This is a genomic window from Micromonospora gifhornensis, from assembly GCF_016863515.1.
GTDB classification, from domain to species: Bacteria; Actinomycetota; Actinomycetes; order Mycobacteriales; family Micromonosporaceae; genus Micromonospora; species Micromonospora gifhornensis.
Window position 1 is genome coordinate 1 of sequence record NZ_BOPA01000019.1, and the last position, 21,505, is coordinate 21,505.

Consider the following 21,505-nt stretch of genomic DNA (forward strand, 5'->3'; position numbering starts at 1 on the left):
ATTGTTAAGCAAGAAATAGACCTGAGATTTCTGGACGGGGATTCCCATGCGCGAAAATAACTCAAGTCGCGACTTTCAACGATTGACCTTCACCGACCGCGAGATCCTGTCCACGGCCACGCACCCCGACTTCCGGGCCTGGCTGGCGCGTGTCCGGCACATCGGCGGTTGCCAACATCCCGTGCACCTGGTCGGCCACACGATGACCGTGGACGCCGCCACCGGCCGCCTGGTGCACGCGTTCACGTCGGCGGAGCAGCCGCACGGGCGGCTCACCATCGCCTGCGGCAACCGCCGCCAGTCCCGCTGCGAACCGTGCGCCCGGCTGCACCAGGGCGACACGTACCAACTTGTTGTGTCGGGGCTCGCCGGCGGCAAGGGCGTCCCCGACACTGTGCGCAGGCATCCGCGTGTGTTCGTGACGTTCACCGCGCCGAGCTTCGGCCCGGTCCACCGGCACACCACCGACGAGCCCTGCCGGCCGTCACGCGGTCGTCGGGGCCTCGTCTGCGGTCACGGCCGGCCGTTGTGGTGCCTCGACCGGCACCCGAGCGGCGACGCGCTCACCGGCTCCCCACTGTGCCCGGAGTGCTACGACTACCCGGCCGCGGTGCTGTGGAACGCCCACACCCGCGACCTGTGGCAACGGCTGCACCGCAACCTCTACGAGGGCATCGCCACCACGCGCGGCATTTCCCGCACCGCCGCCCGCAACACGGTCCGCGTCGCCTACGCCAAGGTCGCGGAGTACCAGCGGCGCGGTTCGGTGCACTTCCACGCCGTCATGCGCTTCGACGGCCCCACCCCCGACACCCCAACCCCGGCATGGGCAACCCTGCCGCTGCTGGTGCAGACCATCCGCACCGCGACGCGCCGGGTGCACCTGGCCGTGCCCGGCCTCGACACCATCTTGCGGTTCGGGGCGCAGCTCGACATCCGGCCCATCCTGCCCGGTCGCGGCGGCGACGACGACTTGACCGAGCGGGCCGTGGCCTCCTACATCGCCAAGTACGTCACCAAGCCTGATGTCGCCGGCATCACCGTGGACCGGCCCATCCGCCACGCCATCAGCATCTCGGTGCTTCCCGTCACCGAGCACGCCCGCACCCTCATCCGCATCTGCTGGACCCTCGGCAGGCGACCCGAGTACAAGGCGCTGAACCTGCGGCGGTGGGCACACCAACTCGGCTACCGAGGCCACATCGCCAGCAAAAGCCGCGCCTACTCCACCACCTACACCGCGCTACGCGCCGCCCGCGAACAACACCGCCGCGACCAGCACCAGGAGGACACCCACGACGACACCCCCGACGCCATCACCGACAAACACTGGACCTACGCCGGAACCGGCCACACCGCCGGACAAGCCATGTTCGCCGACGCCATCGCAGACGACCTCCAAGCCGCCCGCGATGCCGCTCAGGACGTACGTGCGGGCGGTGACCGCGATGGGCCGTGAAACCGCACCCGCCCGCGCAAGTCGCCACCCTCGGGCTCTCCCAGGCGGCCAGACGGGCGGACGGACTCGACGCCACAACGCCGAGTACGTACGCAAGCTGCTTGACGGGTGGCCCCCGTTGACAGAGGAACAACGCTCGGCGCTCGTCCTCCTTATCCGACGATCGGATCGGCCGGCAGCATGACAAGCCGATCACTCGTCATGCTGCCGGCGGTCGTCAGCTCGCCCGACGCGCCGAATCCTTCGGCGTGATTCTCACCGTCTCGGGGTCGAACCCCTTGCGCCCCCGAACGGCGGGAAGGATGGTGACGTCCATGAGCGTGCCGATGATCTCGCGGCGTTGGTCGTTGGTCACCTCGTCGGAGTACCACCACTCCCGCACGTTCGGGGCGGCAACAGCCGGGCCGAGGACGTCAACGCGGCCCGCATCGGCCATTTTCGCCTCGATCTCGGCAATATCTGCCTCGGCTGCCTCGGTGCCAGCGAGCATCGTTGACCTCGGAATGCGTTTCTTGGCGTAGTCGATCCCGAGTTGCTTGAGCAGAACGCGGCTCGCCTCCAACTCCTCACGCAGCGCGTCCACGTCCGGGCGATCGTGGTCGACCAGCAGATCAGCCCCGTCACGCTCGATGATGGCGATCACGACATCACTCACCAGCTCGTCCACGGGCTCAACCGCCCGGCTGACATGCTTACCCGTGCGGCACGTGTAGTTCTTCGCCCCGGTCTTCGACTGGCCGCTCATGTTGACCGTCTCACCGCAGACACCACAACGGGCCAGCCCGGTATTCATCCCCTTGGCGGACTTACCGGTCCTCTTGCGAGATGGGTTCTCCAAGATCGCCTTGACCGCCCGCCATGTCGCCTCGTCCACCAGGGCCGGCCAGGCTGCCTTGGTGACCACCTCGCCCCGGTGCGAGCGCAGACCGGCGTTACGTGGGCTGGTGAGCCACTTGCGCAGCGTCTCCGTCCGCCACAGGTTTCCCTGCCCGGTTCGCAGCCCGGCATCGTTCAACATGCGAACCTGCGCCGCGAGCTTGCCCTTGGCGAGAATTGCCCGATAGACCGCCTCCGCCGCCTTGGCCTCCGCTTCGCGCTTCGTCACGCGGTCAGGCTCGTAGCCGAACGGCCGGGGACCGGGGGCCGGGCGTCCCTTCTCGGCGTGCTGGCGGTTCGCCCGCTTCTGGCGCTCCGACTTCAACTCCGTCTCGTACCGCGCGTCACTCGCCGCGTTGTCGAAGAATTTGCGCCCCTGCGGAGTCGAGAGGTCGAAGGTCATCCCGCGAGCGTAAGAGACGATCACCGGCTGAGGTGCGGCAAGACACGTCTCGTAGAACCGATATTCGTCGGTCTTCGTCTTCAGCAGCCGCTCGCTCGACCACGCGATAACCACGTTGATCTCACCGGCGGCAATGAGCTTCAGCAGCTTCTCGAAGCCGGGCCGCCGACGCATCGCGGACTTGTCGTTGTCAACAAGCCGATGCGCTACCGGCCACCGGTTGTACTCCGCGTGGCCATCGCAGTCCTCACCCTGCCGGGCGATGCCCTCGCCCTCGCGGCTCGTGCCCTTGTGCGGGTCGTCGGAGAGGCGGAGACAGATCGCGGCTCGCCGGTCCTGGCTGCTCAGCAACGTCATGCATCAATACTAGCAAGATCATACCCACCCGATGCGCTGGGTCTTCCTGGACGACCCGGGCGAGGGGGGTCTGCTGGCGGTGCACTCCTACTTCGACCGCCGTCCGTACATCGAACAGGATGCGACGGGGGTGCCCACCTACATCGAGGCGCACCGTACCTTCGGCGATCGGATCCGGGAGTTGACCGCCGCCGGTTTCGTCCTGCGTGACGTGATCGAGCCGGAGTGGCCGCCCGGGCACGAGCAGATCTGGGGCCAGTGGAGCCCGCTGCGCGGGCGGCTGTTTCCCGGTACCGCCATCTTCGTGGCCCAGCGGCCGACCACCGGGTGATCCGATCCGTGCGTGCCGATCGCGCACGGGGACGCGGCCGGGCCCGGCGGGTGATCCGGCCCACGCCGGACGGGGACACCGCGTCGCTGGCGTGGGGGCGTGGCTGGTGGGAGCCAGCGGGAAGGGCGGAGAAGGCACCTCTGGTCGAAATCTCCGCTTTCGCGGGTGGTGCGGTGATGAGGAGACGGGAGGGCTTGCACGCTGTGGTAATGCAGCGGGTAGGGTAGAGGATGCGCTCGCGGATCGTGTGCCTCGGCAGGGAGCAGGTGCGCGGTCGACGGAGTCACATCAAGATCTCGTTCAGCGATTTTTGGGTGGGCCCGCCGGCGGATCCGTTGGCGCGCACAGGTCACCGCGACACCAGCCTGCTGTGACACACATCCGACCGGAGCAACCGCCCACATGACGAGCAGCATCGAGGCCCCCTCGAGCGCCACCAAGGTCACCATCGACGATATCGGCTCTGAGGAAGCTTTCCTCGCCGCGATCGACGAGACCATCAAGTACTTCAACGACGGCGACATTGTCGAAGGCACCGTCGTCAAGGTCGACCGGGACGAGGTCCTGCTCGACATCGGCTACAAGACCGAGGGTGTCATCCCCTCTCGTGAGTTGTCGATCAAGCACGATGTGGACCCGGCAGAGGTCGTCTCGGTCGGTGACCACATCGAGGCCCTGGTCCTCCAGAAGGAGGACAAGGAGGGGCGGCTGATCCTCTCCAAGAAGCGGGCGCAGTACGAGCGGGCCTGGGGCACGATCGAAAAGATCAAGGACGAGGACGGCGTCGTCCGCGGTTCGGTCATCGAGGTGGTCAAGGGTGGCCTCATCCTCGACATCGGGCTGCGTGGCTTCCTGCCGGCCTCGCTGGTCGAGATGCGGCGGGTGCGCGACCTGCAGCCGTACGTCGGCCGCGAGCTCGAAGCCAAGATCATCGAGCTGGACAAGAACCGCAACAACGTGGTTCTGTCCCGCCGGGCGTGGCTGGAGCAGACGCAGTCCGAGGTGCGCACCGAGTTCCTCAACAAGCTCCAGAAGGGGCAGGTCCGCAAGGGCGTCGTCTCCTCGATCGTCAACTTCGGCGCGTTCGTCGACCTGGGCGGCGTGGACGGCCTGGTGCACGTCTCCGAGCTGTCCTGGAAGCACATCGACCACCCGTCCGAGGTCGTCGAGGTGGGCCAGGAGGTCGAGGTCGAGGTCCTGGACGTCGACCTGGACCGCGAGCGGGTCTCGCTGTCGCTGAAGGCGACCCAGGAGGACCCGTGGCGGCAGTTCGCCCGCACCCACGCGATCCAGCAGATCGTGCCGGGTAAGGTCACCAAGCTGGTGCCGTTCGGTGCGTTCGTCCGGGTGGACGACGGCATCGAGGGCCTGGTCCACATCTCCGAGCTGGCCGAGCGTCACGTGGAGATCCCGGAGCAGGTCGTCCAGGTCGGCTCCGAGGTCATGGTCAAGGTCATCGACATCGACCTGGAGCGCCGCCGGATCTCGCTGTCGCTCAAGCAGGCCAACGAGGGCTTCGTCGAGGGCGAGGAGCACTTCGACCCGACCCTCTACGGCATGGCCGCGACCTACGACACCGAGGGCAACTACATCTACCCGGAGGGCTTCGACCCGGAGACGGGCGAGTGGCTCGAGGGGTACGACAAGCAGCGCGAGACCTGGGAGAACCAGTACGCCGAGGCGCGGCAGCGCTGGGAGGCGCACCAGAAGCAGGTGCAGACCTCTCGGGCCGCCGAGGCCGAGGCCGCTGCCAACCCGCAGCCTGCGCCCACCGGCACCACCACCACGACCAGCGCGGCCCCCAGCCGCCAGGCCGAGGAGCCCGCTGGCACGCTGGCCACCGACGAGGCGCTCGCCGCTCTGCGCGAGAAGCTCGCCGGCGGTAAGTGACCCGCTAGCAACACCGCAGGGCCCCGCTTCGACCCGGATCTCCGGGTTCGAGGCGGGGCCCTCGCCGTTACGGATGCGGCGCACCGGAGCCCACCGCAGGCCCTCGCCGTCGTGGGTGCCGGTATGGCGCACCGGGCACGGACTTGGCGGGCTCCTGTTTGGCGGTACGGCGATGATCGGGTTGACTGAGTGCCGTGCTGAAGGTGGGGTTGACCGGCGGGATCGGTTCGGGCAAGAGCGCGGTGGCGCGGCGGTTGGTCGAGCGCGGCGCGGTGCTCGTCGACGCCGACCAGCTCTCCCGGGAGGTGGTGGCCCCGGGCACCGACGGGCTGGCCGAGGTGGTGGCCGCCTTCTCCACGCGGGTACTGGACGCCGATGGCGCCCTCGACCGGGCCGCGCTCGCCGACCTGGTCTTCACCGACGAGGCGGCCCGCCGCCGGTTGGAGGCGATCGTCCACCGCCGGGTGCGGGCGCGTACCGCCGAGCTGGTCGCTGCCGCGGCACCCGACGCGGTGGTGGTCAACGACGTACCGCTGCTGACGGAGGTGGGGCTGGCACCCACGTACCACCTTGTGGTCGTGGTGCAGACGGCGCTGGCGACCCGGTTGGAGCGGTTGACCCGCGACCGGGGGATGAGCCGCGCGGACGCCGAGCGGCGCATCGCCGGTCAGGCCGACGACGCCGGTCGGGCCGCGGTGGCGGACGTGCTGCTCAGCAACGACGGCAGCCTGGCGCAGCTGCACGCGGCGGTCGACGCGCTCTGGTCCGACCGCCTGGTGCCCTTCGAGGAGAACGTGCGGCATCGGCGGGCGGTGCGGGCGCAGCGGGTGACGCTTACCGAACCGGATCCGACCTGGCCGCAGCAGTACGCCCGGCTGGCCGCCCGGATCCGGCACGCGATCGCCCCGGCGGACCTGCGGATCGACCACATCGGCTCCACCGCGATGCCGGGTCTGGCCGCCAAGGACGTCATCGACATCCAGCTCGGCGTGCCGTCCCTGGCCGAGGCCGACGGGCCGCTGGCGCAGCGGCTCGCCGACGCCGGCTTCCCCCGGATGCCGGGCGACTGGTGGGACACCCCACGAGGGGCGGGCACCGGGCGGTGGGAGAAGCGCCTGCACGGCAGCGCCGATCCGGCCCGCCCGGTCCACCTGCACCTGCGGGTGACCGGGTCACCCGGTTGGCGGTACGCCCTGCTGATGCGTGACCACCTGCGGGCCGACCCGGACCGGCGGGCCGCCTATCTGATGCTCAAACGGGAACTGGCGGCCTCGGCGCCGGACAGCGGGACGTACGCGACGGCGAAGGACCCGTGGTTCGACGAGGAGCACCTGCGGGCGGAGGAGTGGGCGGCCAGCACCGGATGGCGTCCGTAGCCCGCGCAGGACGCGGTCAACGAGCCTTGGCCGGCCTGGTCAACGGGGGCACCCGGCCGGGTGTCAGGTCGAGTTGGGCCCAGGCGCCGGCCCTGCTCGGCAGCTCCAACCGGCGCAGCAGGCCGGACCGGTCGATCCAGTAACGGGTCCGGCCGGCCCCGGTGCCGACCTCGATGACGTCGACCACGGTGCCGGCGAGGTTGTCGCCGCGTACCCGGTGCGGGCTGCCGGTCGGACCACCGCTGCGGGCGGCGCGCAGCGCCCGCGCCACGAGTGGGTCCAGCGCGTCGGTGCGGTGCGCGCCGGCCCGCCATCCGGTGGCCGGTGGTGGCAGCGGCGGCGGACCCGCCGGGTCGCCCGACGCCGACGCGTCGATCCGGGTGACGCCGGTGCCGTCCCGGCGGACCAGGGTGCGGGGGGAATCGGGGTTGTCCAGGTCGGTGACGCCGAGGTAGGCGGTGCCCGAGGTCCAGCTCAACCAGCCGGTGCCGCGCAGATTGGCGTCGGCCGACGCGGGCAGGGTCACGGTGACGGCGGCACCACCGGCGGCCCGTAACCGGGCGGGTAGGCGCTGCCACCTGTCGCGTTCGGCGGTGGTGAGGGCGCGGGGCAGGCCGGGACGGCCGCCCAGCGCGTCGACCGGCCGCAGAGTCGGCCGATCGGTGCGGTTCAGGTGTACGGTGACCCGCCCGAGCACGGCGACCGTGGTCTCCAGCCGGTGCAGCCGTCCGGCGGTGTCCAGCCAGTAGCGGGTGGCGGCGGCCGCGTCGGTGCCCGCTGCTGCGGTGCCCGGCGGGGCGGCCTCCAGGATGTCGACGTCCTCCCCGTTTCGTCGGTCCCGACCGACCCACCGGCCGGACAGGTCGTCGGCCGGGTCGGGACGTTCGGCGCTGAGCGCGAAGATCATGGTCAGCAGCGGGGCGAGCCGTTGCTCCGCAGGGATCCGCCAGCCGTCGACCGGAGGGATCAGCGGTGGCATCGCGGGTGCCGGTACCGCGGTGGGGTCGGGCCGGGACACCAGAACGGCGGGGCTGGCCTGCGCCAGGCCACGCAGCGCGCCGGCACCGGGCCCGCCCACGTCGACGTAGACCAGTTGCCGGGACCAGTCGACCCAGCCGAGCAGGTCGGTGCGGTTCGTGCCGGCGCCGATCGTGACGTGCAACCCGGCGCGCAGGTCGCGTTGGTTGGTCACCCGCATGACCGCCAACCGGTCCCGTTCGGCCGAGGTCATGTCACGTGCCGCGGGCTCGTCCGGGGGCCAGGTGATAAGGGTGACCACCAGCATGACGGCGGAGAGCACGGCGGTGAGCGCGAGCCCGGTCAGGGTGAGCCGACGTCGTCGGGCGGACCTCTGCCGGGCCTCGTCGGCCTCCTCGTCGGCCCCGGCGAGGTCGTCGTCGGCTGCGTCCGCGCCGGTGGGGTCGGTGGCTGCACCGAGTAGGCGGTGGGAGAGCCCGGCCCGGCGGGTGCCGGCCCGTCCGGGCAGGCCGGCGGTCGGCGAGCCGTCGAGGCCGATGCCGGCGGGGGGCCCGATGCCGGCGCGATGTCGGCGCGGGCCGGCGCGGTGCCGATTGTCGCTTCGGGCACCGGACGTCGGTCGCGAACTGTTCTCCACGGAGGGTGAACGCCTCGGACCGGGATCGGGTGACGACATAGGGGCGCTCGCGGCGGCCGGTCTGCGCGTCGTCCGCGCGACCACGTCGGGTGCGCACGCCGCAAATCCGGGTGCTGCGACCCCACAGCGCCGGCGGCGGCATGACCTGTGCGGCCCGCCACCTGCCCGGTCGGCCGCCGCGAGCGGCCTACGGGGAAAGGGTAGCCGGGTGAGAAGAACCACACAATGCGAATATTGAGGCCGGTCACGTGCGGTGCGTACTCGCCGCGGAGTGTCAGGCCCCCCGCGTACCGTGGATGGTATGGCGCTCGACATTCCCCGGCTCGACGGTCGCTTCAAGGTCATCAGCGAGTTCCAGCCGGCCGGCGACCAGCCGGCCGCGATCGACGAGCTGGAGCGGCGGGTGCGTCGCGGCGACCGGCACACGGTGCTGCTCGGCGCGACCGGCACCGGCAAGAGCGCCACCACCGCCTGGTTGATCGAGCGGATGCAGCGCCCCACGTTGGTGCTGGCGCCCAACAAGACGCTCTGCGCGCAGCTTGCCAAGGAGTTCAGCGAGCTGCTGCCGGACAACGCGGTGGAATATTTCGTCTCCTACTACGACTACTACCAGCCCGAGGCGTACATTCCGCAGACCGACACCTACATCGAGAAGGATTCCTCGGTCAACGAGGAGGTCGAGCGGCTGCGGCACTCGGCGACGATGTCGTTGCTGACCCGCCGCGACGTGGTGGTGGTGGCCACCGTGTCGGCGATCTACGGCCTCGGCACGCCGGAGGAATATCTCGATCGGGCGGTGCGGGTCGCCGTCGGCCAGGAGCTGGATCGCGACCAGTTGCTGCGTCGGCTCGTCGACATCCAGTACACCCGCAACGACATGGCCTTCCAGCGCGGCACGTTCCGGGTCCGCGGCGACACGCTGGAGATCATTCCCGCGTACGAGGAACTGGCCGTCCGGATCGAGCTCTTCGGTGACGAGGTGGAGAAGCTCTACTACCTCAACCCGCTCACCGGTGACGTGGTGCGCGAGGTGGAGAACCTGCTGATCTTCCCGGCGACGCACTACGCGGCCGGGCCGCAGCGGATGGAGCGGGCGATCCGCGACATCGAGACCGAGCTGGCCGAGCGGCTGGCCGAGCTGGAGCGCCAGGGCAAGCTGCTGGAGGCGCAGCGGTTGCGGATGCGCACCACGTACGACATCGAGATGATGCGGCAGGTCGGTTTCTGCTCCGGCATCGAGAACTACTCGATGCACATCGACGGGCGGTTGCCTGGCAGTCCGCCGCACTGCCTGCTCGACTACTTCCCCGACGACTTCCTCACCGTCATCGACGAGTCGCACGTGACCATCCCGCAGATCGGCGGCATGTACGAAGGCGACGCCTCCCGCAAGCGGATGCTCATCGACCACGGTTTCCGGCTGCCCAGCGCCGCCGACAACCGGCCGTTGCGGTTCGACGAGTTCCTGGAGCGGGTCGGTCAGATGGTGTTCCTGTCGGCGACTCCGGGGCCGTGGGAGCTGGAGCACGCCCAGGGCGAGTTCGTCGAGCAGGTGATCCGCCCGACCGGTCTGGTGGATCCGGAGGTCGTGATCAAGCCCACCAAGGGCCAGATCGACGACCTGATGCACGAGATCAAACTGCGGACCGAGCGCGACGAGCGGGTCCTGGTCACCACGTTGACCAAGAAGATGGCCGAGGATCTGTCGGATTATCTGCTGGAGAACGGCATCCGGGTGCGTTACCTGCACTCCGAGGTCGACACGTTGCGCCGGGTGGAGCTGCTGCGGGAGCTGCGGCGGGGCGACTACGACGTGCTGGTCGGCATCAACCTGCTGCGGGAGGGTCTCGACCTGCCGGAGGTCTCGCTGGTGGCGATCCTCGACGCGGACAAGGAAGGCTTCCTGCGCAGCGGCCGGTCGCTGATCCAGACCATCGGTCGGGCGGCCCGCAACGTCTCCGGTCAGGTCCACATGTACGCCGACAAGATCACACCGTCGATGGCGGACGCGATCGACGAGACGAACCGGCGTCGGGCCAAGCAGATCGCGCACAACGAGGCGCACGGCATCTCACCCGAGCCGCTGCGGAAAAAGATCCACGACATTCTCGACGACATCTACCGCGAGGCGGAGGACATCGAGGCGACCCGGGTGGGCGGTGCGGTGCGGCAACTGTCCCGGGGCAAGGCACCGGTGAAGGAGACCCGCAGTCGGGTCCGGGCCGGTGCCGGCACGCCTGCTCGGGAAGGCATGGCGCGGGCGGAGTTGGCGCAGCTCATCCAGGACCTCAGCGACCAGATGCTGGCCGCCGCGCGGGAGCTTCAGTTCGAGTTGGCCGCCCGGATCCGCGACGAGGTCTCGGAGCTGAAGAAGGAGCTGCGGGGGATGGACGCGGCCGGCGTGCGGTGATCCGGGCCGACGGCGCACTTCTCGGTGAAAGCTGATCCGGCCGGGGAGGATAGCGGAATGCGAGCATCCTATTGCGCTGGGTGATCGTCGTGCGTACTCTCCCTGCGTGGGGAGGCGGGAATGCCGTTGCCAACGAGTCCGGTCATTCGACGAGCGCGGCTCGGAGCCGAGCTGCGACAGCTGCGGCGACGAGAGACATTGACACTGGAACAGGTGTGTGACCGGCTCGGTTGGGCATCCACTTCCAAGCTGTCCCGCATCGAGTTGGGGCAGAGCCGCCCCGATCTGGCCGACGTGCTGGATCTGCTCGACATCTACCAGGTGCCGCCGTCGCAACGCGATGCGTTGATCGTCATCGCCCGCGACGCCGCGACCAGCCGCGGCTGGTGGAAGGCGCTGGGCGAGATGGGGGAGCGGCAGCGCACCTACGCCGAGCTCGAAGCCGGCGCGGCGGGCATAGTGGAATACCAGCCCTGCGTCGTGCCGGGTCTACTTCAGAGCCCGGCGTACGCCCGCCTGCGCATCGCCGCCGGTCAGCTCATCGATCCCCAGGTGGATGTGGAGGCCGACCTGCGGGCCCGGTCGGCCCGGCACGCGGTGCTGCGTCGGGTCGAGCCGCCGCGCTACACGGCGCTGATCACCGAGGTGGCCTGCGCGTCGGCCGGTGATCCCGTCGAGGTCTGGCGCGGTCAACTGCGGCACCTGCTCGACCTGACCGAGTTGCCGCACGTGACGATCCGGCTGTTGCCGAGCGGGGCCGGGGCCGGGCCGCTGCCGCTGACTCCGTTCTCCTCCTACTCCTTCCCCGATCCGGCCGATCCTCGGACGGTGATGCTGGAGGCGCTGACCACGGACGTGCGGTTGACCACCGCGACCGACGTCGACCGGTACGAGCGGATGACGCAGCAACTGCTGGAAGCGGCGTTGCCGGAGCAGGAGACGGCACGGGTGCTGGCCGGCTGGCTCGACGGGTGAGCTGGGTGCGTCGGCACCTCGCCCGGCGCCCCCGTAGCCCGTCGGGAGTGGTGCCGACGCGAGGCGCAGGATAGGCGAGGGGTACGACAGAACTCCGACGCCGGAGTTCGGCGTCGGTGTCCCGGCGCGGTCAGGCCGGCACGTCCATGAAGTGCTCGACCCGGGGCGGGCTGGCGAAGTACGGGCCGATCAACTCCCGCCACCTGACGAACCTGTCGCTGGCCCGGAAGTTCTCCTCGTGCGCCTGGACCGAGTCCCATTCGACGAGCAGCACGAAGCGGGAGGGCGATTCGACGCCCCGGGTCATCCGTACCGAGCGGCAGCCGGGGGTGCCGGCCAACACGGGATGTCCCTCGGCGTACGCGGCGGCGAAGGCGTCTTCCTGGCCGGGTACCACGTCGATCAGCGCGACCTCAAGAACCATGCCGGCAGCCTGCCATGGCGGGCCGCGCCGCGGTGGGCGGCCGCCGGCGATTCTCACACCCCGGTCGGGCACGGCGAATGACACCTAGCCTCCTAGGATGCCGAGGGTGGGTGGCTCAGGGCAACCCCGAGGCGGCACCGCTGGACGATCGACGGCTGTCGTACGCCAGAATGGTCGGCGCTCGGCCCCGTCTCCGGCGAGGCGTGCGTGTGCCGGTTGCTGGGGCCTTGCCAGGAGGATGAGACTGTTGAACGTGTCCGGAGTCGTGTGGGCGATCACGCTCGTCGCGCTGACCGCGGTGCTCCTGGTGGATCTGTTCATCATCGGGCGTCGGCCGCATGAGCCGAGCGTGCGTGAGTCGAGCCTCTGGGTCGCCTTCTACGTGGGGCTGGCCCTGCTCTTCGGCGTCGGGCTCTGGCTCACCGCCGGGGGGAGCGTGGCCGGGCAGTTCTACACCGGCTGGCTGACCGAGTACAGCCTCTCGGTGGACAACCTCTTCGTCTTCATGATCATCATGGCCCGTTTCGCGGTGCCCCGGCAGTACCAGCAGAAGGTGCTGCTCGTCGGCATCGTGCTGGCGCTGATCATGCGCGGTGGCTTCATCGCGCTGGGCGCGGCGTTGATCTCACAGTTCAGCTGGGTCTTCTACATCTTCGGCGCGTTCCTCATCTACACCGCGATCAACCTGGCCCGGCAGGGCGAATCGGCCGAGGACGAGTTCCAGGAGAACGTGCTGATCCGGTGGAGCCGGCGCGCGCTGCCGATCTCCCGAGGCTACGACGCAGCGCGGCTGACCACCCGGGAGCACGGCCGCCGGATGTTCACCCCGATGCTCATCGTCATGATCGCGATCGGGACGACCGACCTGCTCTTCGCGCTGGACTCGATTCCGGCGATCTTCGGCATCACCCACGAGCCGTACCTCGTCTTCACCGCAAACGTCTTCGCGTTGATGGGGCTGCGGCAGCTGTACTTCCTGCTCGGCGGACTGCTGAACCGCCTGATCTACCTGAGCTACGGCCTGGCCGTGGTGCTCGGTTTCATCGGGGTCAAGCTCATCCTGGAGGCGCTGGCGGAGAACTCGTTGTTCTTCCTCAACGGTGGCGAGCCAGTGGGTTGGGCGCCGCACATCCCGATCTGGCTGTCCCTGCTGGCGATCGTGGGCATCCTGGCCGTGGCGACGGTGGCCAGCCTGGTGAAGTCGTCGCGGGACCGGCGACGCGATCTCACCGGGGCAGGACGCTGACGCGAGGCCGCCGGCGGGCGCAGCGCGGGTCGGCCGTGGTGAGGATGCGAGGCCGCCGGCGGGCTCAGCGTAGGTCGGCGGTGGTGAGGTCGTGGCGAGCCTGCCAGACCTGCGCCGAGATGTCGGCGACCAGTTCGCGGGCGTCGGCATCGGTGTCCTGGCTGCGCTGATCGTCGTCGAGCGACGTGGTGGTGCAGACGACGAGCAGGTACGGGGCGGTGTCGTCGGGGAAGACCACGGCGGCACCGTGCCGGACGCCGCGTACCCAGCCGTTCTTGTGAGCCAGCCGGGTGCCGGCCGGCAGCCCTTCGGCGATGTCCTGCCGGATCTGCTGCCCGCAGAGCACGTCGAGCATCGCCGCGCAGCCGGCCGGTGAGGCGATCGGTCCGGGCCGGGTGACGCCGGTGGCGACGGCGTCGAGCAGGGCGGCCAGGTCGGCGGCGGTGACCAGGTTGCTGATCCCGGCCTCCCGGGCGGCGAAGTCCTCGATGCCCCGCCTGGTGACGCTGTGCCGGGCACCGACGCGCGCCCAGATCTCCGCCACGGCGGGCAGCCCGACGTGCTCGATGAGCAGGTTCGTGGCGAGATTGCTGGATCGTACGATCATCCGCTCGGCGAGCCACCGCAGCGGCACCCGCTGGCCGAGTCGATCCCAGACCTCGGTGTCGTTGTCGTACGCCGGGGCGCAGGAGAAGGGGGCGGCGCCCGCGCGGGCCGAGGTGAACAGGTTCGTCACCTCGATCGTGGTGTCCAGGTCCGGGCCGTCGGTCTCCGCCGTGTGGTGCACCGCGGCGAACACTGCCAGTTTCATCGTGCTCGCCGCGTAGTGGGTGACCTCGGCGTGTCGGGTCCAGGTGGGCGGCGCGCCGAGCCGACCCGCGTACACCGAGATCGTCCCGGGCACCTCATCGAGTCGCGCGTCCAACCCGTCGAAGATCACCCGCCGAGGGTAACGGAAAGGAAGGGCCCCTTCTTACCGTCTGGTGAGGTGAAGGGGCCCCTTCTTAACATCCGTGCGAGGGTCAGCCGGCGTGCTTGCGGCGGGCGGTGGCGCGGGCCCGCTGGGTCTGGTCGAGGGTCACCTTGCGGATGCGTACGGCGGCCGGGGTGACCTCGACGCACTCGTCCTCGCGGCAGAACTCCAGGGCCTGCTCCAGCGACAGCTTGCGCGGCGGGATCAGCTTCTCGGTCTCGTCAGCGGTCGACGAGCGCATGTTGGTGAGCTTCTTCTCCTTGGTGATGTTGACGTCCATGTCGTCGGAGCGGGAGTTCTCCCCGACGATCATGCCCTCGTACACCTCGGTGCCGGGCTCGACGAAGAGCTGGCCGCGTTCCTGGAGGTTGGTCATCGCGAACGCGGTGACGCTGCCGGCCCGGTCGGCGACCAGCGAGCCGTTGTTACGGGTACGCAGCTCGCCGAACCAGGGCTCGTAGGACTCGAAGACGTGGTGCAGGATGCCGGTGCCCCGGGTCTCGGTGAGGAACTCGGTGCGGAAGCCGATCAGGCCGCGCGCCGGGACCAGCCACTCCATCCGGATCCAGCCGGTGCCGTGGTTGACCAGCTGCTCCATCCGGCCCTTGCGGGTGGCCAGCAGCTGGGTGATCGCGCCGAGGTATTCGTCCGGGGCGTCGATGGTCAGCCGCTCCACCGGCTCACAGGTCTTGCCGTCGATCTCCCGGGTCACCACCTGGGGCTTGCCGACGGTCAGCTCGAAGGACTCGCGGCGCATCTGCTCGACCAGGATGGCCAGCGCCAGTTCGCCTCGGCCCTGGACCTCCCAGGCGTCCGGTCGCTCGGTGGGCAGCACCCGCAGCGAGACGTTGCCGACGAGTTCCTTGTCCAGGCGGTCCTTGACCATCCGGGCGGTGACCTTGGCACCCTTGACCCGGCCGACCAGCGGCGAGTTGTTGGTGCCGATGGTCATCGAGATCGCCGGCTCGTCGACGGTGATCAGCGGCAGCGGCTGCGGGTTCTCCGCGTCGGCCAGCGTCTCGCCGATCATGATCTCGGGGATGCCGGCGACCGCGATGATGTCGCCCGGCCCGGCCGAGTTGGCGGGCTTGCGCTCCAGGCCCTCGGTCATCAGCAGCTCGGAGATGCGTACCCGCTGGGTGCTGCCGTCGGTGCGGCACCAGACCACGGTCTGGCCCTTGGCGATGGTGCCCTGCCGGACCCGGCACAGCGCCAGTCGGCCGAGGAACGGGGAGGCGTCGAGGTTGGTGACGTGGGCCTGCAGCGGCGCCTGCTCGTCGTAGGCGGGCGGCGGGATGGTGTCCAGCAGGGTACGGAACAACGGCTCCAGGCTGGTGCTGTCCTGCGGCACGGAGCCGTCGGCGGGCTGGGTCAGCGAGGCGATGCCGTCGCGGGCGCAGGCGTAGACGATCGGGAAGTCGATCTGCGACTCGTCGGCGTCCAGGTCGAGGAAGAGTTCGTACGCCTCGTCGACGACCTCTTTGATCCGGGCGTCCGGACGGTCCACCTTGTTGATCACCAGGATGATCGGCATGCGGGCCTTGAGGGCCTTGCGGAGCACGAACCGGGTCTGCGGCAGCGGGCCCTCGCTGGCGTCGACCAGCAGCACCACGCCGTCGACCATGGTCAACCCGCGTTCCACCTCGCCACCGAAGTCGGCGTGACCGGGGGTGTCGATGATGTTGATGGTGACCGGGTCGGAGCCGTCGGCGGGCAGGTAGCGCACGCCGGTGTTCTTGGCCAGGATGGTGATGCCTTTTTCTCGTTCGAGGTCCATCGAGTCCATCACCCGCTCGGTCACCTCGCCCCGGGCGCCGTAGGCGCCGGCCTGCCGCAACATGGCATCGACCAGGGTGGTCTTGCCGTGGTCGACGTGAGCGATGATGGCGACGTTGCGGAGGTCGGTGCGAAGCTGCATGAGTTCCATCCTCCCGCCTGTGCCGACGAGTTGCCGCGTCGGGGTCGCCGATGGGCGAGTGCGCTGCGCCACATGTCGGTGCTGTCACACTGACGGGGCAGCCTTGCTGAGGTGACCCGGGGGGCCGGCGTGCATGAACTGCTGAGTTCGGTGCAACACCTGCCGTCCTGGCTGATCTACGTGGTGGCGGCGCTTGTGGTCGCGGCGGAGACCGCGGTGATCGTCGGGTTGGTCGCTCCGGGCGAGGCCACCCTGCTGCTCGTCGGTTTCCTCGCGTACACCGGCACCCTCCGGCTCGGTCCGGCGCTGCTGGTGATGATTGTCGCGGCCACGGTGGGGGACGCGGTGGCGTTTCGCGCCGGTCGCCGGTACGGGCCTCGGCTGCGGGCCAGTCGGTGGGGTGCGCGGGTGGGGCCGCACCGGTGGGCGCGGGCCGACGCGATGGTGGCGCGGATGGGCGGCCGGGGCGTCTTCACCGCGCGGTGGGTGGCCTTCGCCCGTACGTTGGTGCCGCGGCTCGCCGGGGCGGCGGGCATGCCGTACCGGCGGTTCGCGCCGTGGAACCTGGCCGGGGTGATCACCTGGGTCGGCGCGTCGGTGCTGGCGGGCCGGTTGGCGGGCGAGTCGTACCACACGGTGTCCCGGCTGCTGGGCCAGGCGACCGGGGCGGTGCTGGCCCTGGTGGCGGCGCTGGTGGCGGTGGTGTTGGCGGGCCGGTGGCTGGGCCGCAACCCCGACCCGGTGCGGGCGCTGCTGAAACGTGCCGCCCGGCTGCCGCCGGTGCGCTGGTTGTCGGCCCGGTACGGGCTGCTGTTCTTCCTGCTCAGCATGCGGTTCGGGCCGACCTGGGCGTTGCTGGCCAACCTGACCGCCGGGGTGGGTCTGCTGTTCCTGGTCGCGTTGGCGGTCGCCGGGACGATGCGGGTGGCGGTACGGCACAGCGGGCTGGCCCTGGTCGACGGTGTGATCGGCGGGTGGTTCGCGGCCCGCCGGACGCCCGACGCGGTGGAGGTGACGCAGCTTGCCGTCTCGGTGCTGCGTGGCTCGGTGCTGATCGCGCTGGTGGCCGTGGTGGCCGCGGTGCAGGCCTGGCGGCACCGGCCGTGGCAGGCCGACCTGCTCAGTGTGGTCGGCACGATCGGCGCGTTCGTGCCGCTTGTGGTGCTGGCGCTGGTGACCGAGCTGGCCGCCGACGGCCGGGTGGCGCAATTCTCCACGCAGAGCGCGGTGGTGACGGCCAGCCTGTGCATGCTGGCCTGGCTGTTGTCCCGCGAGGCACGGTGGCCGGTCGCGGTGGCCCTGTGGACCACCGCCGTGGCCGGCGTGGTCGGCATCGGTGGCGCCCGCCTCTACCTGGGACTGAGTACGGCCAGCGGCACCGTCGCCGCGGTGTTGCTGGGTGCGGCGTGGACGGCCGTGTTCATGGTCGCCTGGGCCACCCGGGACCGTGCCCTGGCCGCCGGCAACGCGCCCCGGCGCGGCCCGCGAGGGGACCACCTCGCCGATCGCTAGCTGTTAGGGTGCGGCCGTTCGTCGCTGCCGAAGGGGGATCGACATGGGACGCAACGTCGGGCGTTTCACCGTGGCGCTGGTCGCCGGCCTGCTGCTGGCCACCGGGGGTGCGTGCGCCACGGTGGACACTCCGGCCGTCGAGTTGCCCGCCCCGGTCGCCCTGCCCGAGGAGCAGGCGCAGCCGTCGAGCGAGTCGGTCGAGCCGAGCCCGACGCCTGAGGCGGTGGAGGCGATGGGGGCCGCGCCGAAGGTCAGCCGCAGCCCCAGCGCGAGTCCCAAGGCCTCGGCCTCGCCGAAGTCGTCGCCGAAGCCCAAGCGCACCAGCACCGCGCCGCGCGCCGTGCCGAAGCCGCCGACGGAGACGAAGGTGCCGCCGGCGCCGCCCAAGCCCGCGCCGAGCAGTTGCAAGCCCAGCTACAAGGGTGACCAGGCGAGTCGGGCGCAGGCCAAGGCCGCGCTGACCGAAGCCGCCGGCCGGGTCTACTGGCCGACGTCGGCGCCGGACATCCGGGTCCCGGTTGACCTGATCAAGGCGACGGCGTGGCAGGAGAGTGGCTGGCAGTCCAACATCGTCGCCTGCGACGGCGGTATCGGCCTGATGCAGGTGATGCCGGACACCGCGACCTGGATGAACCAGCGGTTCGGCCAGAACTACGACGTGTGGGACTACCGGGACAACGCCTACCTGGGTGGCACCTACCTGGCCTGGCTGACCAAGTACATCGGCGACATGTACTTCGACGCCGACTACCGGCTCGACACCGACCTGTGCACCAGCGAGCTGAACTCCTGCCTGCTCAACGCGGTCATCGCCGCCTACAACTACGGCCATGGCGCGGTAGCTCGGGAGGGGCAGCCGTTGGCCATCCCCAACCCGAGCTACGTGCGCAACGTGCGAGCCCTGATGACGGAGTGCGTCTGCCTGGGCTACTGAGCCTGCTCGGGGGTGATCCGACCGGGCCACCAGAACCGCTCGCCGAGCATGAACGCCAGGGCCGGGACGACGACCGTACGCACCAGCAGGGTGTCCAGCAGGACGCCGAGGCAGACGATGATGCCGATCTGGGTCAGGGTGATCAGCGGCAGCACCCCGAGGACGGCGAAGACCGCCGCGAGCAGGATGCCGGCGCTGGTGATCACCCCGCCGGTGACGCGGAGGGCGGAGAGCATGCCCTTGCGGGTGCCGGTGCTGCGGGCGTCCTCCCGGGCGCGGGTGACGAGGAAGATGTTGTAGTCGACCCCGAGCGCGACGAGGAAGACGAAGGCGAGCAGCGGCACGCCGGTGTCCATCGCCGGGAAGTTCAAGACGTGTTCGAAGATCAGCCAGGCCCCGCCGAGGCTGGCGAAGTACGAGGCGACGACCGTGGTGACCAGCAGCACCGGGGCGAGCAGGCCGCGTAGCAGCAGGACCAGTACCGCGCCGACGAGCAGCAGGATGAGCGGCAGGATGAGGCGCAGGTCCTTGGCGTCGGCGGCGGCGGAGTCGTACCGGCCGGCGACGGTGCCACCGACGACCGCTCCGGACGGTTGGTCGACCCCGGCGGTGGCGGGCGGCGCCGAGTTGTCGACGGCCCCGACGGTGTCGCGGAGTTGCTCCAGGGTCCGGTCGGCGGCGGCGGTGCCCGGCTCGGCGTCGAGCACCACGTCGACCTGGGCCACGTCGGCGCCGGCGGGACCGGGTCGGGCGGAGGCCACTCCCGGCACCTCGGCGGCGGCCGCGGTGACCGCCTGCACGGCGTCGGGGTTGGTCATCACCGCGAGCGGCTGGGTGGTGCCGGCGGGGAAGGCGCCGGCGAGGGTCTGTGCCCCGGCCACCGCCTCCGGCTTGACCCGGAACTGCTCGGTCTCCGACAGCCCGGTGCGGATGCCGAGGCCACCGAGGGCGAGCCCGGCGAGCAGCAGGGTGGCGAGCACCGCGACGGGAACCGGGCGACGGATCACGGCGGCACCGAGGCGGCCCCAGATCCGGCCCTCCCGGCCGACGCTGCCGACGGTCGGCACGAACGGCCAGAACAGGCGGCGGCCGAGCAGCACCAGCGCGGCGGGCAGCACGAGCAGGGCCGAGGCCATGGCGAGCAGGATGCCGGTGGCGCAGGCCACGGCGAGCGCACGGTTCGTCTCCTGCTGGCTCAACAACAGCGTGAGTACGCCGAGCATGACGGTGCCGCCGCTGGCCAGGATCGGCTCGGCGGTACGGCGCAGGGCGGCCCGCATCGCCGCGAAGCGGTCCTCCTCGCGGCGCAGTTCTTCCCGGTAGCGGGCGATCAGCAGCAGCGCGTAGTTGGTGGCGGCACCGAAGACGAGAACGCTGGCGATGCCGGTGACGGCGCCACCGGCGAAGTTGATGCCGACCGCCGGGATGATCGTTTCGAGCGCGCGCAGGGTGATCTGTTCGGTGGCGGCCACGATGACCAGGGGAACCAGCCACAGCACCGGACTGCGGTAGGTGATCAGCAGCAGTACGGCGACGACGGCGGCGGTGAACGCGAGCAGGGTGACGTCGGCGCCCTCGAAGACCTTGGTCAGGTCGGCGGTGAAGGCGGGTGGGCCGGTCACCTGGACGGTCAGGTCCCCGGGAAAGTCGGCGAGTTCGGCGCGTACCTCAGCCACCCGTTCGGCGACGGCCTCCTGCCCTCCGGTGGCGTCCAGCGGTACGGCGACAAGGGCCACCGTGTTGTCGGGGGACAGCTGCGGCGGGGCGACCTGACCGCCGGCGGCGAGCCGACTGAGGCTGCTGGTGTCGGCGGTGATCGCCGCCCGGTCCGCCTCGCTCAGTGGTGCGCCGTCGTCGCGGCTGACCACCACGACGGCCGGCTGGACGCCGCTGGCGGGCAACTCCCGTTGCAGGCGCTCGACCTGGGTGGACTGCCACTGCTCGGACAGGCCGGTGGCGGAGACCGGTGCCGGGTTGCTGGGAATGGGTAGCCCGAAGACGGCCACGCCGACGAGGACGGCCGCGGCCACGGTGAGCCAGGCGGTCCGGCGGCTGCGGGCGACGCGGGTGAACAGAGACATGCTCGGCGCTCCGGTCGTTGAGATCGGCCCGGCTCCCGCCGAGGGAGCCGATAGTTTGATTTTCGAGATTCTTGCTTATCAAGAAACGACGCGCAACAGGTCTCCGTTGTCGAGTATCTTGACTGTCGAGAGATATAACACCCTGGGCTATGCTGCGCACCCGGGGACCTTGGGAGGAAGCGGCGGAACGTGGCAGGGCACGGGATGTACCGGCGGCGTGACACCCGTCGGGAGATGTTGGTCGCGGAGATCACCGCCGAGCTGCGGCGCTACTGCGTGGACGCGCAGCACGTCGGGCACGCCTTCGCCGGCCAGCACGGCCTCAACGGCACCGACCTGCAGGCGTTGATCGCGGTGATGGACGCCGAGTTGTCGGGTGAGCCGATCACTCCTGGCCGGCTCGCTGAACATCTGGACCTCTCCTCCGGCTCCGTCACCGCGCTTATCGACCGGTTGGAGCGGGCCGGGCACCTGCGGCGCGACCGGGACACCACCGACCGGCGCAAGGTGCTGCTGCACTACGCGGAGCAGGGCGCCACCGTTGCCCGGGACTTCTTCCGCCCGCTCGGTGAGCGTACCGACGGTGTGATGGACGAGTTCCAGGACGAGGAACTTGAGATCGTGTACCGGTTCATCACGGCGATGGGCGTCTCCCTGCGGGAGCACCGCGACGCGATCCGCGACGGCCGGGTCACTCCGCCGCCGCGGCACCGGGCGGGTTGAGG

The 21,505-nt window shown here is 70.4% G+C and carries 15 protein-coding genes and 1 pseudogene; 10 read left to right on the plus strand and 6 right to left on the minus strand.

What is annotated here, in order from left to right:
• The first annotated feature begins 82 nt into the window (after window positions 1-82).
• Window positions 83-1,459: a replication initiator gene (locus Vgi01_RS13620; protein WP_204291263.1), complete on the plus strand. Its 1,377-nt coding sequence runs from the start codon at window positions 83-85 to the stop codon at window positions 1,457-1,459.
• A 217-nt stretch (window positions 1,460-1,676) separates the two neighbouring features.
• On the opposite strand, the gene Vgi01_RS13625 is transcribed toward Vgi01_RS13620, so the two are convergent.
• Window positions 1,677-3,095: a recombinase family protein gene (locus Vgi01_RS13625; RefSeq protein ID WP_204291264.1), complete on the minus strand. Its 1,419-nt coding sequence runs from the start codon at window positions 3,093-3,095 to the stop codon at window positions 1,677-1,679.
• A 22-nt stretch (window positions 3,096-3,117) separates the two neighbouring features.
• On the opposite strand from Vgi01_RS13625, the pseudogene Vgi01_RS13630 reads away from it, so the two are divergent.
• The 3 genes and pseudogenes from Vgi01_RS13630 to coaE form a co-directional block, all read left to right on the plus strand.
• Window positions 3,118-3,426 (plus strand): annotated as a pseudogene (locus Vgi01_RS13630) (SAM-dependent methyltransferase); the annotation flags it as partial.
• 402 nt (window positions 3,427-3,828) lie between these two features.
• Entirely contained in the window at window positions 3,829-5,316 is a 1,488-nt protein-coding gene (gene rpsA, locus Vgi01_RS13635) for a 30S ribosomal protein S1 (protein ID WP_102660206.1), read from the plus strand.
• A 194-nt stretch (window positions 5,317-5,510) separates the two neighbouring features.
• Window positions 5,511-6,692: a dephospho-CoA kinase gene (gene coaE / locus Vgi01_RS13640; RefSeq protein ID WP_204291265.1), complete on the plus strand. Its 1,182-nt coding sequence runs from the start codon at window positions 5,511-5,513 to the stop codon at window positions 6,690-6,692.
• A 16-nt stretch (window positions 6,693-6,708) separates the two neighbouring features.
• Here the strand turns inward: coaE and Vgi01_RS13645 are convergent, their stop codons facing one another.
• On the minus strand, window positions 6,709-8,307 hold the full coding sequence (locus tag Vgi01_RS13645) for a hypothetical protein (protein ID WP_239088952.1): 1,599 nt from the start codon (window positions 8,305-8,307) through the stop codon (window positions 6,709-6,711).
• 301 nt (window positions 8,308-8,608) lie between these two features.
• Here Vgi01_RS13645 and uvrB point away from each other — a divergent pair, with 301 nt between their 5' ends.
• Window positions 8,609-10,717: an excinuclease ABC subunit UvrB gene (gene uvrB, locus Vgi01_RS13650; protein WP_204291266.1), complete on the plus strand. Its 2,109-nt coding sequence runs from the start codon at window positions 8,609-8,611 to the stop codon at window positions 10,715-10,717.
• 120 nt (window positions 10,718-10,837) lie between these two features.
• Entirely contained in the window at window positions 10,838-11,692 is an 855-nt protein-coding gene (locus tag Vgi01_RS13655; RefSeq protein ID WP_102660203.1) for a helix-turn-helix domain-containing protein, read from the plus strand.
• A 130-nt stretch (window positions 11,693-11,822) separates the two neighbouring features.
• Here Vgi01_RS13655 and Vgi01_RS13660 read toward each other — a convergent pair whose 3' ends face one another.
• Window positions 11,823-12,116, minus strand: a complete 294-nt coding sequence (locus Vgi01_RS13660) for an antibiotic biosynthesis monooxygenase family protein (RefSeq protein WP_204291267.1) — start codon at window positions 12,114-12,116, stop codon at window positions 11,823-11,825.
• Between the two features lie 247 nt (window positions 12,117-12,363).
• Between Vgi01_RS13660 and Vgi01_RS13665 the strand changes: the two genes are divergently transcribed.
• Window positions 12,364-13,362 carry a TerC family protein gene (locus Vgi01_RS13665; protein WP_204291268.1) on the plus strand — a complete coding sequence of 333 codons (999 nt, stop codon included), beginning with the start codon at window positions 12,364-12,366 and terminating at the stop codon, window positions 13,360-13,362.
• A 64-nt stretch (window positions 13,363-13,426) separates the two neighbouring features.
• Here the strand turns inward: Vgi01_RS13665 and Vgi01_RS13670 are convergent, their stop codons facing one another.
• The gene (locus Vgi01_RS13670) at window positions 13,427-14,302 is read right to left on the minus strand and encodes a serine hydrolase (RefSeq protein ID WP_204291269.1); all 876 of its coding nucleotides are present in this window, start codon (window positions 14,300-14,302) and stop codon (window positions 13,427-13,429) included.
• A gap of 82 nt (window positions 14,303-14,384) precedes the next feature.
• On the minus strand, window positions 14,385-16,253 hold the full coding sequence (typA, locus tag Vgi01_RS13675) for a translational GTPase TypA (protein WP_102660211.1): 1,869 nt from the start codon (window positions 16,251-16,253) through the stop codon (window positions 14,385-14,387).
• A 129-nt stretch (window positions 16,254-16,382) separates the two neighbouring features.
• Here typA and Vgi01_RS13680 point away from each other — a divergent pair, with 129 nt between their 5' ends.
• Entirely contained in the window at window positions 16,383-17,765 is a 1,383-nt protein-coding gene (locus Vgi01_RS13680) for a DedA family protein (RefSeq protein WP_204291372.1), read from the plus strand.
• Window positions 17,766-17,808: 43 nt separating this feature from the next.
• Entirely contained in the window at window positions 17,809-18,699 is an 891-nt protein-coding gene (locus Vgi01_RS13685) for a lytic transglycosylase domain-containing protein (protein WP_204291270.1), read from the plus strand.
• On the opposite strand, the gene Vgi01_RS13690 is transcribed toward Vgi01_RS13685, so the two are convergent.
• The gene (locus tag Vgi01_RS13690; protein WP_102660199.1) at window positions 18,693-20,780 is read right to left on the minus strand and encodes an MMPL family transporter; all 2,088 of its coding nucleotides are present in this window, start codon (window positions 20,778-20,780) and stop codon (window positions 18,693-18,695) included. The genes Vgi01_RS13685 and Vgi01_RS13690 overlap by 7 nt on opposite strands.
• A gap of 204 nt (window positions 20,781-20,984) precedes the next feature.
• Between Vgi01_RS13690 and Vgi01_RS13695 the strand changes: the two genes are divergently transcribed.
• A complete protein-coding gene (locus Vgi01_RS13695; RefSeq protein WP_102660198.1) occupies window positions 20,985-21,503 on the plus strand; it encodes a MarR family winged helix-turn-helix transcriptional regulator in 519 nt (172 codons plus the stop codon).
• Window positions 21,504-21,505 lie beyond the last annotated feature (2 nt).